The sequence below is a fragment of the Runella aurantiaca genome (genome assembly GCF_003339505.1).
Lineage (GTDB): Bacteria > Bacteroidota > Bacteroidia > Cytophagales > Spirosomataceae > Runella > Runella aurantiaca.
This window is the reverse complement of record NZ_QPIW01000031.1, coordinates 1-18,671: the sequence shown is the minus strand read 5'-3', so window position 1 is coordinate 18,671 and position 18,671 is coordinate 1. Positions and strand designations below refer to the sequence as shown.

The following is an 18,671-nucleotide window of genomic DNA, read 5'->3' as shown; positions in this document are numbered from 1 at the left end:
GAAAGTAGAAAATGATTGTTTTTCTCTAACTTCGTCTTGGTCAAATATTACATTTTAACAGCATCCAAAAATCAGTGCGGTATGACAAGGCGTGTTCAGTTGCTTTTTTTTAGCCTTCTTTTTTCTCATTTTTCATTTGGTCAGAAAATTAACAAAGATTTTATTGATGGAGAAATATACCTAAAAGTTACTAAAAAGCCCGTCGGAACTTTGACGGCTACGGTCAATTTCGAGAGGGAACTCCCTTTTTTAAAGGATTTTTCTACGGATTTTGTCCTGACAAAAATGAGTCGTGCATTCTTCACCACGGGTTCTGAAAAACTTCAAAAAATATACCGTCTTACCGTAAAAAAACCAGATAAAATAGATGAGCTGATTGATTTGCTCAAGCAAAATCCCGAGGTTGAATACGTTGAGAAAGTGCCTTTTCGTACAATCATCGCTACGCCCAATGACTCGATTGTGGCGGCACAATGGTCTTTAACCAAAATCAAAGCATTTGAAGCTTGGGATGTAAATGCTGGTGATACAAATATTGTGGTGGCGGTGGTAGACAATGCCATTCAAACAAACCACGTTGACTTACAGGCGAATATGCTCCCAGGGTTTGATTTGTCAGATAACGACAATAACCCCAATCCTCCCAATACCAGCTTTAGCCACGGTACGCACGTGGCGGGAATCCTCAGCGCCGTGAGTAATAATACGATAGGAATAGCGTCGGCCTCAAACAACCGAATCAAGATTTTGCCCGTAAAAGCTACACCTGACGGCGGAAGTCCGCTGGGAATCTACAACGGATTTGAGGGTATCACTTGGGCGGCCGACAATGGGGCCCAAATCATCAGCCTCTCATGGGGCGGGGCGGGGTATTCGCAGGCCGAGCAAGAAGTGATTGACTATGTGCATTCAAAAGGGATTGTGATTGTGGCGGCGGCAGGAAACAACAACAACGATGTGGAAAGTTTTCCAGCGGCGTATACGCATGTGATTTCGGTTGCCAGCCTTGATGCCGACGATAAGCGCAGTTCGTTTTCTACCTATGGTTCTTGGGTGGATATTTCGGCACCGGGGCGCGGTATTTTAAGTACAGTGCCCACTGATGAATACGCCTCTTTTAATGGTACGTCGATGGCTACCCCGTTGGTGGCGAGTGTATTAGGTTATATTTGGTCGTGCTCCCCTTCGTTGACTTCTGCGGAGCTTGAAAGTATTTTAGTCAATACCGCGGATAACATCGACGCGGCTAATCCTACCCAAATTGGGCTTTTAGGGGCAGGTAGAATCAACTTGTTGAAGGCGATTTCGTGCTCCACACAGGGGATATTTTCGGCAACGATTATGGCTAATGGCTCAACGTATCTTTGTGAGGGTGAATCGGTTACGTTGTCGGCCAATACTGGCCCGGGCCTAAGTTATCAATGGCGGGTGAATGGGGCAGAAACCACGAATGTCGCTGATTCGTTGGTAGTCAATACCGCCAATGACTATCAGGTAACAATTTCAAAACAGCAATGCGTTATCAATTCGGGTACGGTTAAGGTAAGATACAATACGCTCGCTACAGCGGCCCCGAGTGTAACCAACAAAGAGGTCTCTTATTGTACGCCTTTAACCATCGGAAACGGATTGTTGGCCAATGCGGCTGACTGCAACTACGCAGGCCCTACGACTTTTACGTATAACGGACCGACCGTTGGTTATGACGGATTTAGTAAAAACGGCGATGATCCAAGCGTAAATGCCGCGGGCTTGGGCGGTTTAATCACTTCGGTGAAAGTGTCGATTACATGGGAGAAAAAAGACCAAGGCGATGAAAACACCTGCGATGCAGCGGACGGGGGTGGTAAGCCGTTCAACGAGGAGGTTTCTTTTAAACTTAAATCCCCATCGGGAACGGTCATTACCTTAATTGCGGCCAACACTTATGCCTCAGGGACAACTACTTCTGGCGTTGTAACAACGGTTTTTGAAGATAGCGCAAGCCCAATACTTCTCAACTCACTTCCAATATCGGGTACATTTGCTCCCACTCAATCATTTTCTGCTTTTATCAATGAAGAACCTGCTGGGGCATGGACGCTTTTGGCCGAGGACAATGGTTTTATTGACCCCTTGTGTGTCAAAAATTTTTCAGTTACCCTTACCACCAATAGCCCAGCGCAGTCACCGACCGTTACTTGGTGGGATTCTGCCACAGGAGGGGTGCTTTTGGGTGCTGGAGCGGAGTATTTAGCCTTGACGACCATGGTTGGAGTGCAGACCTATTATGTGCAATCTAGGTGCGAAGGGCTTTGCCCAAGCCCCAGAACGCCCGTTACTGTGACAGTTACGCCTGTACCGCAAGTCTACGTATTTCCGATTTCAATGAACTTAGCCAATGATAGTACGTTTAATAACTTTCTAAAAAATCAACCACTTCAGGTGGCTAAAGACACTAATAATCAGTATGTAATAGTTGATTCAACGATGGTAGGAGGTGTGGTGATTGGCAATACGCCGCCGTTGACAAGCCCCGTCACGCTTTGTTCGACAAAAACATATTTGCTGCTGGCCATCGGTTGTCCAACGAACAAAATCTCGTGGTCAAACGGCAAAAAGAGTCAAGCGCTTCTCGTCACCCCATCCACGCCGATTAATTATTCCGCCACCTGCACCGATTCACTAGCCACCTGCGCGCCCATTACGTCCAATACCGTCGCTTTTGTATCGCCGTTGACGAATGTATTGATTACGGACAAAATATACGCCAATTCGGTGCAGACTTTTACGGGAATGACCATTACGGCCTCTAACGAAATAGAAACCCCCGCCCAAATTCAATACCGAGCCAACAATGCCATTCTCCTAAACCCGGGTTTTAGCGCAAGCGGAAACAGTGTTTTCACGGCGCAAGCTGGGATAGGTTGTGATAATTGAAAGTTTTAGGATAGGGCGGTGATAATGATGAAATAAAAAACGAACAAAGTAGTTTTGAGGCAGGTGAGGGCTTTGGCACATAAAACCTGTTCGTTTACCCGCAAAATACACTAAAATGACGCGTCAATTTCGCAGCCTTCTTTGCTTATTTTTCATTGTTTCGGTATCAGTGCAAGCCCAAAAAAAACGTGAATATTTTGGTTGGGGCCTTGTTTGGGCCGATGAATTTAACGTTGACGGTGCGCCTGATAAAAACAATTGGACATTTGAAAAGGGATTTGTACGTAACCACGAATTGCAGTGGTACCAGCCCGAAAATGCTTATTGCAAAAAAGGCAAACTCATCATCGAAGCGCGCCGCGAAAACCGCCCAAATCCAAACTATGATTCCAACAGTCAGGACTGGAAAAAGAACCGCAAAGAAATAGAATACACCGCGTCGAGCCTAAAAACGCAGGGGCTGCACAGTTGGAAATACGGGCGCATCGAGATGCGCGCCCGGATCGACACCCGCCCTGGACTCTGGCCCGCCTTCTGGACGCTGGGCGTAGAAGGCGAATGGCCGCGCAATGGCGAAATTGATATTATGGAATTTTACCGGGGAATGCTGCTGGCCAACATCGCCTGGGGTAGCGAGACGCGTTTTAAGGGCGTTTGGCAAGACCTCAAGAAACCCATCGAAACCTTTGAAGACCGCCGTTGGGGCAAGAAATTTCACGTGTGGCGCATGGATTGGGACGAAAAAGCCATTCGGCTGTATGTAGACAACGAACTGCTCAATTTTGTGGAGCTTTCCCAAACCGTTAACCGCGATGGTTCGGGGAAAAATCCTTTTATGCAACCCCACTATCTACTGCTCAACCTCGCGGTCGGTGGCGATAACGGCGGCGACCCTTCGGGTACAAAATTTCCCTCAAAGTATGAGATTGATTATGTGCGGGTGTATCAGCGGTAATTACTTCTTCAACTGATTCAAAGTATAAAACACTGCCCTGTTCATCAGCAACTTGCCGTCGGGAGTTTGTAATTCTCCCATCTTTAGGTCATATACATAACCCGCTTTCAATTCCGCTAGTTTGAATGTCACTTTACGGCCGTCGGGGGCGACTTTCACTTCTTTAATAGCTACGTCGGCTACGTCGGTTTTGGGCGAACCGTAGGGCTGGTGGTATTTGTAGTAATACCGTTGAAATTTGTAAAGTTCAGGGTTAGAAGCGATTTTGGGGTCTACGGGTAAAGAAAAAGTAAGCTCAAAGCCCTCCGTGGTCAAATTCATCGCTATAATATCCAGCGGCACTTTGCCTTTCCAGTGAATCCTTGATAGTCCTTCGTCGCCTACCCAGCCATGGTCGTTGTGCCCTACCCATAAGTCGCCGTTTTTGTCGAAAACCAATCGATTATTGCCTTTCAGTAGCCCCGTTCCGTCGCCGAAAGCAACGCAGGCACCTTGCAATTGGCCATTTACTTCTTCCATCAGGAGCCGTACCAATCTTGGATAATCCATTTCTCCAATAAACAATTGCCCAGCAAAAGGACCGAATTTTCCGCCTGTATTATCCAACAGCGGTTGGGTAGGAGAGTGGGCGATTTCGGTGTGGGGGAATGCGATAGATTCGCGTGTTCTCATGCTGTCGAGTTGCGCCACGGGCAACGACAAAGGCTTTACCCTCGGAAAACCTTCCTGCCAAATCAAGCTAGCTACGTGACCATAGAATCTTCCTTTTTCGACGTGATACAGCGGACTGGTTCCGCGCCAATCGCCCTGATTGTCAGAAACAAATAGTCGGCCTTTAGCATCAAAGCCTAAGCCGTTGGGCGACCGAAAACCTGAGGCGTACGGCTCCAGTTTTTTGGTTTTAACGTTGTATTTCATGACCCAACCGCGGTACGGCACGCAGGAATACATCCGGCCTTCGCGACTGAGTGAGTCGTATTGCCCACGTATTTCGGGACGAATGCCAGCGCCGTTGGATGCAACATTGAGGGCCATAAATAGGTTACCTTCTTTGTCTTTCAACGGCCCAAAAGCAAATTCGTGGTAATTGCCCGACATCCCAAAATCGTCGGTGATGGTTTCGTACACATCGGCTACGCCGTCGGCATTGGTGTCTTTGATGCGGGTCATTTCGGGGCGTTGCACCACCAAAATCTCCGAATTGCTGACGGCCACTACGCCCAACGGATCGTGTAGCCCTTCCGCAAACTTTTTCCACGTTTTTGTTTTAGGGTTGTAGGTCATTACTTCGCCCAAATGAAAACACGCTACCAAGCGCCCATCGGGCATAAAATCCATACCGCCGGTCTCGGCTCGTAGACCTTTGGGGAGCTTGATTTGCTCGGTTTCGTAATAATTTGTGATGGTATCGCGTTGTGCAAAACAATCGTTGAATGAGCCGAAAAGCAAGTAGCCAACGAACAAAAACGATAATAGCTGAGGGAATGAAGGATGTTTTTTCATGCTAAATAAGCATCTATAAATGAGTGAATTACGTCTCTTAAAAATGTTGTAAAATTAATGACTGTGGGCGGCGGCGTGTGGTGTCTGTGTCTTGTTCCGTTTCATGGTCAATGTCACTTTTGAGGTGCCTTTAGGAATTGCCAGCGTGCCATGTTGCCATTTCCCCACGGACGATTTGTACGTGATTCCGTCGTCGGACTTGGTAACAAAATACAACGTTTGGGTAGTGGGTTTGGCAAACGTAAAGACGCGGGTTAGGCCTTCTTCATTGGCGAGGGTTTTCAATGTTTCCTTCACGTCAACGCCGTCAAGCGCATAGTTGAATGTGGGCAAACGGTTTGCTAAAGTATATCCTTTGAAACTGACATCGGGCAATTTATCTGCTTTGCCCACGCGCAGCGGATAGGTGACGTTATCTTTGAAATAAATATTGCCCTGAATTTTGGCAAACGCATTACCATTGCCTTTCCAATGGGCGGTGTTGTCCACAAACCCGCCCGCCCAGGCGTAGCGCAGATAACATTTGCCCGCGTCGAAACAGTACGAATGCGTAGAAGTCAGCGCTACCGCAATGGCCGCTGGGCCGCAGTCAGGCATAAACGTGCGGTACAAAAGCGGGTATTCTAGCGTAAACGGATGCGGAGAACTGACCATAATCTCGGTGTTTTGGCGAGAAGGCGGAATGTTGGGGTCGGTTGCCAAGGGAGGTAACGGCTTGGTCGTCACGTAGAGTGCGCCGTACATGACATAGCCGTGCCCTGGGTAAGTACACACGTATGGGTATGCCCCTTCGTTGCTGGGGGCCGTAAACGTAAATGTTTGTGTGGTGTTGGGAATCAATATTTTGCTCGCCGCCAATACATCATCTGACTCGGGTACGTAGTTAACCGCTTGCCCTTTATCGCCCATTTTAATGGCGGCTTCCACCACCGATAAGCGTTTGTCGGGTTTAGTAAACACCAGATTGTGGGCCATATCATCCTCATTTTTAAGAATGATTGTTACTTTCTGTAAAGGTTTTACCGCAATCCTTACCAAGTCATATTGAAGCCCCGTAATGGCTTGTAATGTAATCGTAGTATCGGATTGAGAGAAGCTTTTGGTAGCAATGAAAAGACCGAAAACAATTAAGAATAGACGCATGAAATAGTGGGTTTGGGGAATAACGCTTGGGGCAAAATACGTTTTTGAAATTTTAATGGCAAAAATAGCCTATTTCTCCTTGTTTTGAACGTTAATGAAATGCGGCTTTTGGGAAAATGTGACGGATTCGCGAAATTCCTTTATTTTTGCCGCTCAATAAATGGATTGAAACGTTTTATTATAACCATTGGATATGGAATTGTTGAAAGAAATTGCCAATTTTTCGGGTAAAAGTGGGTTGTACCGTATTTTGAAACCCGGTCGTGGGGGTGTAATTGTTGAAAGTTTGGACGACAAACGCGAAAAATCAATGATTGGTGCTTCGGCGCGGGTGTCAGTGTTGAAAGATATCTCCATCTTCATGCAGGATGAGGAAAAAGCCACTCCACTGGGAGATGTCTTTGCGAGCATTCATGAAAAATACCAAGATAACAAGCCCGACGCAAAAACATTGTCGGATTATCAGTTGGTAGATTTTATGTCGGAAGTTTTGCCTGGATATGATACCGAAAAAGTATACCTTTCTGATATTCGTAAAATTATCAATTGGTATAATATCTTGACGGCTTACGCCCCAGAAGTGTTTGAAAAATCATCGGAAGAACAACCGTCCGAAGAAAGCAGCGAACAGCCTGCCGAAGAAAGTAAGTAGTCTCACCGCAACACTTTGTACGAAGCCGTGATGTAAGGTCACGGCTTTTTCTCTTTCCAACGCATGTTGTTTTTTTTTAACTTACTGGTCAACATGGGGCCGCGCTACGTGTGGTTTCGTTTACGCTACGAATTGCGCCGAAGGACTGGTCTGTTGAAAGCCCAATTCCCCGTCAATCCTCCAGTAAAAGCGTTGATTACGCTGCCTCAATGGAAAAAACATCATGGAAGGTTTTTCTTCGAAAGTCGTGAAGAACTTCTTGCAAATGCATCCGACGGTTCCAAACCGTCAGACGCATCCTCCCCAAAATCTTCCGCCACCCAAAATGTGTCCGACGGTTCCAAACCGTCAGATGCGTTAAAACAACAAATAGCCGAATATCAGAAAGGAAACATCCTGTTTTTCAGCGCATCCTACTATTCAGTCAGTGATTGGCTGACCAACCCCGTCAACGGTTATCGCTACGATGCCACAAAACATTGGACCCAAATTCCTGACTTTTCACCCACGGCGGGCGATATAAAATACGTTTGGGAAAAATCTCGTTTTGCGTTTTTGTATCCCCTGATTCGGTACGATTTTTATACTAAAGAGGATTTATCAGAAACGGTTTTTGCAGAAATAGAGAGTTGGATAACGGCCAACCCAATCAATTGCGGTCCCAATTGGCGGTGCAGTCAGGAAATATCGTTGCGAGTGCTCAACTGGACGTTTGCCCTACATTATTATAAAAGTTCTCCCGCCCTGACCGAAGAGCGTTTTCAGCGAATGATGCACGTCATCTACTGGCAAATGCGCCACGTAGAGGCAAATATTGATTTTTCACGCATTGCCGTTCGCAACAACCACGCCATTACCGAAACCCTCACGTTGTATTTGGTAGGGCTTTTGTATCCCTTCTTTCCTGAATCAAAACGCTGGAAAACGCTTGGTAAACAATGGTTTGAAGAAGAAATAGCCTATCAGATTTATGAAGACGGGACTTTTTTGCAGTTTTCGATGAATTATCATCGGGTGGTGATTCAACTGCTCACATGGGGAATTCGTCTGGCCGAACTCAACGGAGAGCGATTTAATAACGTAGTGTACGAGCGTGCTCAAAAATCATTAGAATTTTTGCGGGCCTGTCAGGATAAAAAATCAGGGTGGTTGCCCAACTACGGAAACAACGACGGCGCTTTATTTTTTCCACTTAACGCTGCTCATTTTCGCGATTACCGTCCCCAATTGAATGCCTTAGCTTCGGTTCTGAAAATAGAAGAAGGATGTTTTGAAGATGGTTTTTGGTACGGATTGAACTCCCCCCAACTCTCCCCTGTAGGGAGGGCCAATGAATCACCCTCCTTACAGGGGAGGGGGCAGGGGGTGGGGTTCCCGCAAGGCGGCTACTACACCCTGCACGATGGCGATTCGCTGACCTTTATTCGTTGCGGAGCTTACAAAGACCGCCCGTTTCAGGCCGATGATTTGCATGTAGACCTTTGGGTAAACGGCAAAAATCTTCTGCGCGATGCTGGTTCTTACCTCTATAACACGGATGAAAAGTGGACCCAATATTTTGCAGGTACGGCCTCGCACAATACGGTGATGCTTGGCCAACATGACCAAATGCTGAAAGGGCCGCGTTTTGTGTGGTACCATTGGGTAAAAAAGGCGAGCGGCGCATGGAAAAATGAAGCAGGAGACCCGCCCTGCCAAATCTTTGAGGGGTATATTCAGGCTTTTGGTCAGGTAGGAAAAAACATCATTTACCGCCGTCGGGTGACAAAATACACAGGAACATATCGCTGGCTGGTGGAAGATTGGCTCGAAAACGCCCCCGAAAGTGTACCGATGCACCAAATTTGGCATCCTTCTGAGGCTTTTTTTGAAGGATTTTCGATAAAAGCCGTTGACCAAAATAACCAAGAATTGATGGCTCAAGAGACGCAGGGGTGGTACTCAGAACTGTATGGAAAGAAAGTGCCAGCCAAAAGGCTTGTCTTTTCAACTTCAATGCGTTATATCAAAACCGAAATATTTGCCGTACCTTTGCTGCCTGTTTAGAAAAACCATCCTAAAAATAGTTGCTTGTTTAGGAGTAATCGTAACCTACACTTTACGAATTGCCGCAAGCAGTTAACATACAACGATTAACAATTCTTCCCAAAAAAATGGAATTATACCTTGATTCAGCCGACCTTAAAGAAATCGAAAATGCGTTTCAATTAGGTTTTTTAGCGGGTCTCACCACTACACCCACATTCATGCACCGCGAAGGAGTTACCGACCTCGATGCCATGATTGTGAAACTCTCTAAGATTGTTCCTGTTTTACAAATTGAAGCCCTTGGCGATACCGCCGAAGATATTCTGAAAGATGCAGAACGTCAATTGGCGCTAGGCCTTGACCCTGCCAAAACAGTGTTTAAGATTCCCGTTTCGCTGGAAGGCGTTCGGGCGTGTAAGTTGTTGCGCGACCGTGGCATGATGGTCAACGTACACCTTGTTTACACCATTCAGCAGGCGTATATGGCCATGGCAGCGGGTGCAAGCTACATTTGCGTGTTGGCAGGTCGGATGCAGGACCAAGGCTACGACGCCATCAAATTGATTGGCGAATGCGTAGAAATGGTTAATTTTTATGGCTCAGACGCGAAGGTAATGTTCTCTTCGGTGCGCAATGCCGAGCACGTACGCAACGCCCTCGACTTGGGTTGCCACACCATTACGGTGCCTTGGAAAATCATGAAGGTATTGACCGAAAACAGCTTTACGGCTTTAGGTACGCAGCAGTTTGTGGAGCATACGCGCCTTATCACGGTTACCGTTGGCGAAGCCATCAACGGCGTTAATCCGACGGTTTCGACCGATACAACCTTGGCCGATGCCATCGTTAAAATGACCGAATACGGTTTTGGTTGTGTAACGGTAGTGAATGCTGATGGAAGCGTAAAAGGCGTATTTACCGACGGTGACCTTCGTCGTTATCTTTCTTCGGAAGGCCGCGATGTATTGGGCAAGAAAATCGGTGATTTTGAATACAAAATGCCCGTTTCCATCGAAGCCGATGCTTTGTTGGATGCCGCTGCCGCTTTGTTCAAAAAAACCAGCGTAGATACTATTTTGGTAACTGAGGGCGGCAAGGCTGTCGGGATGTTAGACATTCAGGATTTGAAATAATACTCGTTAGCGGTAAGTTACCCTAACGAAAAACAAATAAAGATTCTGTGGCCGGTGTTTTGCGCCGGCCACATTTTAGTTTTAAGCTATGAACGAAGTACTCCCTTTAATGGAAGCCTTTTATACCCTTCAGGGAGAAGGCTATCACAGCGGCAAGGCGGCTTATTTTATTCGCCTCGGAGGCTGTGACGTGGGTTGTGTGTGGTGCGATGTAAAGGAATCATGGGATGTAGAAGCGCACCCCAAAGTAAGTATCAAAGAGATGGTGGAAGAGGCGCTGAAGTACCCAGCACGCATGGCGGTTGTAACGGGGGGAGAGCCATTAATGCACAATTTGGAGCAACTCACCGAGGCGTTGCAGGCGGCTGGTTTTCATACCAACATCGAAACCTCCGGCGCTCATCCGATGTCGGGGCGTTGGGATTGGGTCTGTTTTTCTCCCAAAAAATTTAAAGCGCCTCATCCGAGCGTGTATGCGCAGGCCCATGAACTGAAAGTCATTGTGTATAACAAAACGGATTTTGAATTTGCCGAACAACACGCTGCCTTGGTCAACAAAGAATGTGTCTTATTGCTTCAACCCGAATGGAGCCGTGTGCAAGAAATGACGCCTCTCATCGTTGAGTATGTAAAACAGCATCCGCAATGGCGCGTTTCGTTACAGACTCACAAATACATGGATATTCCATAGCGTTTCGCCCGTATTTTAGAAGTAGAGCCCTGCCGTTGCTTCATTCCTTTTTACTTTTTCTGGTTGTCTTCATATCAACTGCCCAAAAGCGCGTTCAAAAACATGCTCAGAAAGAATTTGAGGCTGCCAATCGGACATTGCAGTTTAATCCTGAACAGGCACTAAAAGAATTTCGTCAAATTCTTATTTTAGATAGCACGTTTGCGCCCGCTTATATGCGCATCGGGCAATTGTTAGAACGGGACTTGACGCAAAAAGGCACGGCAATTAATTTTTATGAAAAAGCGGTAGAATTGGATTCTACCGAAATAGCGTTCAAAAACCTATATGAAATTCTTGGGAAGCATTATTTAGCCCGAGGAGTTTATTCTAAAGCCGTTCGTTTTTTTCAGGGGTATTTAAAATTCCCCGGCACGTACCTTCCCCATCAACAAAACATACAGCGTTATCTGAGTCAATGTCTTTACGCCCAAAAGGTATTGGCCGTCAATGCTGATTCTACCTCCCGTTTCTCCCTACCTTCGCCGATTAATGGTAATGATTTTCAAAGTTATCCCGTTTTGACGGCTGATTTAAAGACCCTGATTTTTACCCGTTTTCGGGGAGATGAAGATCTGTTTGTCTCTCAAAAAGAAGAAACTGGCTGGTCAGTTCCTCGTAGCCTTTCCCCGATAATCAATACCGATAAAAATGAAGGGACTTGTAGTGTTTCTGCCGATGGAAACACCCTAGTCTTTACGGCATGTCATCGCCCAGACGGCCTTGGCAGTTGTGATTTATACATTTCTAAAAGAATAAGCCAAACGTGGCAATTGCCCCAAAACCTTGGGCCGATTATTAATTCTCAAAATTGGGAGTCGCAGCCGGGGCTTTCGGCAGATGGACGTACATTGTATTTTTCGTCAGACCGCCCCTTGGGAGTTGGTGGGAAAGATATTTGGGTTGCCCAATTGGACACTTCGGGTGTATGGACTAGCCCTCAAAATCTTGGAAAAACCGTTAATACAGCGTTTGATGAAATTTCGCCTTTTATTCACTCCAACAATGAATCCCTCTTTTTTGCTTCGGATGGTCGAGAAGGAATGGGCGGTTTTGATGTATATCTTTCCAAATTGACCGATATTCATTGGTCAGTTCCTATTAATTTGGGGTATCCATTGAATGACTTTGCAGACCAACAGGGTTTTTATATAGCACCCGATTGCAAACAGGCGTTTTACTCATACAAATACAAGTTGGCTGATAAAGAGGACGGCATAACGGCCGGCTCTAAGATTTGTTACTTGCAATTGCCAGATACACTGGCGGCTTTGTGTCCAAGAACGTTTGTTCTTAAAGGAAAAGTATTGGATGCCGAAATACGTAAACCTCTTAAGGCTACGTTAACTATCCATAATCAAAGCATACCATCATTTCCGCTGTCGGTCTACGCAACCAATGACTCTACAGGTGAGTGTGTGGTTATTTTTCCTAATCGGGCAGATGCATTTGTTTTAGTGGAAAGTAGTGGTTATTACCCCAAAATACTTAGGGTAGATTCGGCTACAATCACTGAAAACGAGGAAATGGAAATAGCATTAGTGCGTTTCCATTCTGATAAAAGTGAGGTATTAAAAAATGTACTGTTTGTGCTAGGAAGCGCGGAATTAGAGGCGGTATCCAGTGGAGAATTGGACCGACTTGTGTATTTTCTGGAAAAAAATAAGTCTGTTAAGTTGATTATAGAGGGGCATACCGACGATTTGGGTGACAGCAAGTATAATGAACTGCTTTCTTTGGATAGGGCAAAAAAAGTGGTTCATTATTTGATAGTGAATGGAGTGGATTCAAAACGTTTACGCGCAGAAGGGTTTGGTTATCGTAAACCATTGATTCATAATAAATCAGAGGAAGCTCGTCGTCTAAATCGGAGGGTTTCTTGGCGAGTAATTGAATAACATAAGAATGAAAAAGAGCCATAATGAACGATTGTTTTGGACGAGATTAATGCAATCTTCAGCCGTGCGAAATAGGAGTATATTCTTTTTTAGTCTCCTTATCTCTTCGTCGCTTTTCGCCCAATCTCCCCAATCCTTTCTTCCCAACCCTTCGGGTAATAAAAAAGCGATTGAAGCATTTGAGCGAAGTACAAAGTTTTTTATTGAGAAAAATTACGAACAGGCCAATCGTTGGACCGACGAGACCCTGAAGTACGATTCCACTTTTGCCGAGGCCCATTTTCGCAAAGCTCATTTGTACGAAATTTATACGCAACCCGATTTGGCGTTGCAATCTTACCGAAAGGTAGTTACGTTGCGCCCCGATGCGCCGCAGTCAGCTGCCGCCTATCAAAAGCTCATCGAATATCACTTACGAGCGGGTGAATATGCTCAGGCCAAAAACGATTTAACCCATTATATTCCTTTATTACGACCGAATAGTGTAGCCCAAAAGCGGGCACAACGGCAGTTGCTCACCTGTGCATTTGGCGAGAAAGCCATCGAAAACCCCTTGGTCATTAGTCCCGAAGAATTATCGGACACGGTCAATCAATTCATTCTTCAGTATTTTCCCGCCCTGACTGCCGACGGTGAAACGCTCTTGTTTACCGCATTAAGACCCGAAAACGATGAAGATTTGTACATTACCCATTTTAAAGATGGCCATTGGACTTCGCCGGTGTCGATTTCTGATAAAATAAATACGGCTGAGAATGAAGGAACGGGAACGCTGTCGGCCGATGGGCGTACCTTGGTTTTTACGGCTTGTAACCGGCGGGATGGCTACGGAAGTTGTGATTTATACATCAGCCGTAAAAACGGCAAAGATTGGGAAGCACCCAAAAACATCGGAATCAACGTAAATACTCCTTTTTGGGAGTCGCAACCAACGCTGTCGCCCGATGGTCGCACCTTATATTTTATATCTGACCGTAAAGGAGGAATCGGCGGACGAGATGTTTGGTACACATCTCTTCAAAAAAATGGCGAATGGAGTGCCGCCAAAAATATTGGAGGGCCAGTCAACACCCCCGACGACGAAGCCTCACCCTACTTACACGCCAATGGCCATACCCTATTTTTTGCTTCCGAAGGCCATCAAGGATTTGGCGGATATGACTTGTTTTTCTCCGACAGCACCGCTACGGGCTGGCAAAAACCCGAGAACTTAGGCTATCCTATTAATACGTCAGATAATCAGGTGGCTTTGGTCATTACGTCCGACAGCCAATACGGCTATTATTCGTTGGATACCAAGCGGGTTGGAAATCAGCGGGTGTCCAGATTATATCGGTTTAGATTGCCGACCGAACTACAACAAAAATTCAACGCGGCCAATTACTTAAAAGGGCTAGTAACAGACGCCCGCTCGGGAAAATCAGTGAAGGCAAATCTTGAATTAATTGATTTAAAAACGGGAAAGGTCGTTCAACGGTTTTCGACTGATACCGAAAATGGACAGTATCTCACTACCCTGCCCAACGGAAGCGAATGGGGATTGTACGTAAACGCGGCGGGTTATTTTTATAAAAGTTTATCCTTTGATTACACGCAAAAAAACAAGGCCGAGGGGTTGCAACTTGACATTAAACTGGAGCCGATGAACCTTAACACGTTCGGCGTGTTGAGTAATATCTATTTTGAAACAGGCAAGGCGGATCTTCAGGATAAATCGCGGACTGAACTCAACAAGCTGATTGAAGAGTTGAAACTCCAGTCCACCTTACGTATCGAAATCGCAGGCCATACCGACGACGTAGGGGACCCAAAACAAAACCAAATCCTTTCCCAAAAACGGGCGCAAAGCGTGGCAGACTATCTGATTACTGCAGGTATTTCCCGTGAGCGCATTCGTGCGATTGGGTTTGGAGAGGCGAAACCGATGGCTCCGAATACTTCCGAAGAGAATCGGCAGCTTAATCGCCGGATAGAATGGCGCATTTGGTGAGTTTTGAAAAGCGGTCTCCCTTCGTTTTGTTATCCGGTACTTTTTTACTTAATTTTGCAACTCTTTTGCAAATAATTGCATTGAATAGATGAACGATTTTTAGGAATGGGTTGTAGAATTTAATATAAAAACCATCGAGAAATCGTTGAATCTTAATCGTAATTTCGTAATGTCTTCAGAAAAAGTTTCTTGTTTAATAGTTGGTTCAGGCCCTGCGGGGTATACAGCAGCAATTTATGCATCTCGTGCCGGTTTGAAGCCGGTCTTATACACAGGCGGACAGCCTGGCGGTCAATTGACCATCACGACCGAGGTTGATAATTACCCGGGTTATCCAGAAGGAGTACAGGGACCCCAAATGATGATGGATTTTGAGGCGCAGGCGCGCCGCTTTGGTAGCGATATCCGATACGGATTAGCCACAAAAGTAGATTTTTCGGATCCAACTCTTCATAAAGTTTGGATTGACAATGACCATCTTATCGAGTCGCCAACCGTCATTATCGCCACAGGCGCATCTGCAAAGTGGCTCGGCTTGGAATCGGAGCAACGTCTGAATGGGCATGGAGTATCGGCTTGCGCGGTTTGTGATGGATTTTTCTTTCGTAATCAAGAGGTCGCAATTGTAGGAGGAGGAGATACGGCATGTGAGGAAGCCAGCTATTTGTCAAAGCTTTGCAAGAAAGTCTACATGATTGTTCGTCGTAATGAGTTGCGGGCTTCGCAGATTATGCAAGATCGTGTCAAATCATTGCCCAACATCGAAATATTGTGGAATACCGAAACCGAAGAGATTATTGGTAACGGAGAAGTAACGGGTGCAAAAATTCGCAATATTAAGACTGGTGAATCGACAGTACTGGATGTTACTGGCTTTTTTGTAGCCATCGGGCACCAACCCAACACCGATATTTTCAAAGAATACATTGATATGGATGGCGCAGGATATATCCAAACCATCAAAGGAAGTTCTAAAACGAATGTAGAAGGTGTATTTGCCTGCGGCGATGCACAAGACAACATTTATCGTCAAGCCATAACGGCTGCGGGTACCGGTTGTATGGCCGCGTTGGATGCAGAACGTTATTTGGCGGAGAAAGGCTTACACTAATGTTTAACTTTCGTCTTTTGAGTAGGCATGGATGCGTTCCCCCTACTCAAAAGTCGGCTAAACCAATCGCTGATGAAAGCCAAGTTTGCTTACTTGTTTGTACTCCTTTCCATTGGTTGCTTTTCGGGCTTGCAAGCACAAGAGAAAGGTCTATTTAAAAAAAATCCAAAAATTAAGCCCAACAAAACAGAGGAACCCAAAGTCAGTACCCCTGTAATCAAGCCACAAAAGGACGAATTTGAGGAGTTTGAATCCACAACCCCCAAAATGCGGTTCTCCAATCAGTTTGAGCCAGTAAAAGAAATTAATCCAACCGTAGCAGACGACACCACAGGAACCATTGACGAAGGTGAAACCACCGTTGCCGAAATTGTCGATTCTGTGCAAGTGGGAGATGATTGGGTTCAGGTAGCAGATTACTACACCATCTGGGATTCAAAAACCATCGATCCCTACAACCTCAATCCGCTGGAATTTGAGGATAATTTAACCCTTCGATTGTATGACCCAGGAAAAGGGCGTTTTTGGAATCTTCCCACGAGCGAAGCTAAAGTGACTTCACAGTTTGGCCCTCGTTGGGGAAGATGGCACGAAGGAATGGATTTGGACTTAAATACTGGCGACCCAGTATATAGCACTTACGACGGCATTGTTCGGGTGGTTGCTTACAATGGCGGCGGTTACGGAAGATTCGTGCTAGTTCGTCATTACAATGGTCTCGAAACCTTATATGGTCACTTATCAAAAACAACCGTTGAAGTAGGACAGCTCGTAAAAGCGGGCGATATGGTTGGATTGGGAGGAAACACGGGTCGAAGCTATGGCGACCACCTTCATTATGAAAACCGCTATGAGGGCAATCCGTTTAGTCCTGCATGGGTTTGGGATTTTCCTGGACAGACCATTCGAAGCGAGCGTTTTGTGTTATCGCCCCGGGTTTGGGACCACCTCAGAGGTGGAAAATCAATTGATAGTGAGTTTGATATAAGTAAAGCAGCAGTAAAACGTACCGTTCTGCATCGGGTACGCCGGGGAGAAACCCTCGACTCTATTGCCAATAAATATGGTATGTCGGCTTCTGAGTTGGCACAAAAGAACCGCATTCGGTTAAGCGCACGATTACAAATCGGCCAAAAGCTTCGCGTAAAATAAATAATAATGAAACTTGATATACTAGCAATTTCGGCGCATCCTGACGACATAGAGTTGGGATGCGCTGGCACTATTTTGGGGTCTATAGCCCAAGGACGGCGCGTTGGAATCGTAGACCTGACCCGTGGAGAGTTAGGAACCCGCGGAACCCCCGAAATCCGTAGGGCTGAAGCTGATGCAGCGGCAAAAATACTTGGTGCCGAAGTCAGAGACAATGTTGGACTGGCGGATGGTTTTTTTCAAAATGATAAGGAAAACCAACTGGCCCTTGTACCTTATATAAGGAAATACCAACCAGAGATAGTCTTAGCCAATGCCCAAGAAGACCGACACCCCGACCATGGGAAGGGGGCAAACCTCATTTATGATGCTTGTTTCTTATCTGGATTGCGACAAATAGATACATTTGATGAGTTTGGAAACGCTCAGGCGGCTTGGCGGCCTAAGTTTATCTACCATTTTACCCAAGATAGATACATTAAGCCCGATTTCGTAGTAGACATAACACCTTACTGGAAAAAGAAAGAAGAGGCTATTCGAGCGTTTAGGAGCCAATTTCATGATCCCAACAGCCAAGAACCCAATAGTTATATTTCTTCTCCCGAGTTTTTAGAGTTTTTGGAAGCCAGATCAAAAGAGTATGGACATTATATAGGCGTAAAGTATGGAGAAGGTTTTACTTCTCGCAGAATACTAGGCGTAGATAATCTGTGGTCACTTATCTAGTGGAAATACTTAGAAAATTGCACTATTAAGTAAGTAGCATTTTACTATTTAAAGAACTTTTGATAATTGTCGTTTTTTTTCAAAAAAGGTCTTGGATTATAAAATGAACTACCTACCTTTGCACTCCCAAACAACGAGTTAGGGCCAAAACAAAGGTAAATTCCAAATAAAATTTTGAGAAATAAAAAAATCAAAAATAAAATTTGGAAATAAGAATTCAAATTCAGACCTTTGCAACCCCAAACAATGAGTGAGGGGAAAAAGTTGAAAAGGTTGTTCTAAATAAGTTTTTGAATAGTAAAAAAATCAAAAATAAAATTTGGAAATAAGAATTCAAATTCAGACCTTTGCAACCCCAAACAATGAGTGAGGGGAAAAAGTTGAAAAGGTTGTTCTAAATAAGTTTTTGAATAGTAAAAAAATCAAAAATAAAATTTGGAAATAAGAATTCAAATTCAGACCTTTGCAACCCCAAACACGAGATTCTCACAAACGATGTGAGGTTTTTTCGAAAGAAAAAGTTTGGTTAGCTCTTTGAAATGATGAGTAAGTTAAGGTTTAATAGCTAGTCTTTTGCGAATCAGTCAATTTGATTTTCAATAATATTTACGATGGAGAGTTTGATCCTGGCTCAGGATGAACGCTAGCGGCAGGCCTAATACATGCAAGGCGAAGGGGCAGCAATGTCACTGTCGTACGGGTGCGTAACGCGTATGCAACCTACCTATCAC

13 protein-coding genes and 1 rRNA gene are annotated in these 18,671 nt (G+C 45.3%); 12 read left to right on the top strand and 2 right to left on the bottom strand.

Translation table 11 applies throughout. The features are described from left to right. Window positions 1-81: 81 nt before the first annotated feature. Together DVG78_RS25290 and DVG78_RS25285 are read left to right on the top strand one after the other, a co-directional pair. Window positions 82-2,919, top strand: coding sequence for a S8 family serine peptidase (locus tag DVG78_RS25290; RefSeq protein ID WP_114463811.1), 2,838 nt, complete (start codon window positions 82-84; stop codon window positions 2,917-2,919). A gap of 115 nt (window positions 2,920-3,034) precedes the next feature. Continuing rightward, on the top strand, window positions 3,035-3,874 hold the full coding sequence (locus tag DVG78_RS25285; protein ID WP_114463810.1) for a glycoside hydrolase family 16 protein: 840 nt from the start codon (window positions 3,035-3,037) through the stop codon (window positions 3,872-3,874). On the opposite strand, the gene DVG78_RS25280 is transcribed toward DVG78_RS25285, so the two are convergent. Further along, the gene (locus DVG78_RS25280) at window positions 3,875-5,377 is read right to left on the bottom strand and encodes a DUF7133 domain-containing protein (RefSeq protein WP_114463809.1); all 1,503 of its coding nucleotides are present in this window, start codon (window positions 5,375-5,377) and stop codon (window positions 3,875-3,877) included. 54 nt (window positions 5,378-5,431) lie between these two features. Further along, window positions 5,432-6,520 carry a plastocyanin/azurin family copper-binding protein gene (locus tag DVG78_RS25275; RefSeq protein ID WP_114463808.1) on the bottom strand — a complete coding sequence of 363 codons (1,089 nt, stop codon included), beginning with the start codon at window positions 6,518-6,520 and terminating at the stop codon, window positions 5,432-5,434. A 193-nt stretch (window positions 6,521-6,713) separates the two neighbouring features. Between DVG78_RS25275 and DVG78_RS25270 the strand changes: the two genes are divergently transcribed. The 10 genes from DVG78_RS25270 to DVG78_RS25225 all read left to right on the top strand — a co-directional run. Then, a complete protein-coding gene (locus DVG78_RS25270) occupies window positions 6,714-7,172 on the top strand; it encodes a DUF5606 family protein (protein ID WP_114463807.1) in 459 nt (152 codons plus the stop codon). Window positions 7,173-7,235: 63 nt separating this feature from the next. After that, on the top strand, window positions 7,236-9,218 hold the full coding sequence (locus DVG78_RS25265; protein WP_114463806.1) for an alginate lyase family protein: 1,983 nt from the start codon (window positions 7,236-7,238) through the stop codon (window positions 9,216-9,218). A 107-nt stretch (window positions 9,219-9,325) separates the two neighbouring features. Beyond that, window positions 9,326-10,333, top strand: coding sequence for a transaldolase family protein (locus tag DVG78_RS25260; RefSeq protein WP_114463805.1), 1,008 nt, complete (start codon window positions 9,326-9,328; stop codon window positions 10,331-10,333). 88 nt (window positions 10,334-10,421) lie between these two features. Further along, window positions 10,422-11,024 carry a 7-carboxy-7-deazaguanine synthase QueE gene (locus tag DVG78_RS25255; protein ID WP_114463804.1) on the top strand — a complete coding sequence of 201 codons (603 nt, stop codon included), beginning with the start codon at window positions 10,422-10,424 and terminating at the stop codon, window positions 11,022-11,024. Beyond that, window positions 10,979-12,961, top strand: coding sequence for an OmpA family protein (locus DVG78_RS25250; RefSeq protein ID WP_114463803.1), 1,983 nt, complete (start codon window positions 10,979-10,981; stop codon window positions 12,959-12,961). The genes DVG78_RS25255 and DVG78_RS25250 overlap by 46 nt, the downstream gene beginning before the upstream one ends. Before the next feature lie 7 nt (window positions 12,962-12,968). Beyond that, window positions 12,969-14,951 carry an OmpA family protein gene (locus DVG78_RS25245; protein ID WP_229598318.1) on the top strand — a complete coding sequence of 661 codons (1,983 nt, stop codon included), beginning with the start codon at window positions 12,969-12,971 and terminating at the stop codon, window positions 14,949-14,951. 169 nt (window positions 14,952-15,120) lie between these two features. Then, window positions 15,121-16,062 carry a thioredoxin-disulfide reductase gene (gene trxB, locus DVG78_RS25240; protein ID WP_114463802.1) on the top strand — a complete coding sequence of 314 codons (942 nt, stop codon included), beginning with the start codon at window positions 15,121-15,123 and terminating at the stop codon, window positions 16,060-16,062. Between the two features lie 72 nt (window positions 16,063-16,134). Next, window positions 16,135-17,214: a M23 family metallopeptidase gene (locus tag DVG78_RS25235; RefSeq protein ID WP_229598317.1), complete on the top strand. Its 1,080-nt coding sequence runs from the start codon at window positions 16,135-16,137 to the stop codon at window positions 17,212-17,214. A gap of 6 nt (window positions 17,215-17,220) precedes the next feature. Continuing rightward, entirely contained in the window at window positions 17,221-17,940 is a 720-nt protein-coding gene (bshB1, locus tag DVG78_RS25230) for a bacillithiol biosynthesis deacetylase BshB1 (RefSeq protein ID WP_114463800.1), read from the top strand. Window positions 17,941-18,548: 608 nt separating this feature from the next. Then, a 16S ribosomal RNA gene (locus tag DVG78_RS25225) occupies window positions 18,549-18,671 on the top strand; the annotation flags it as partial.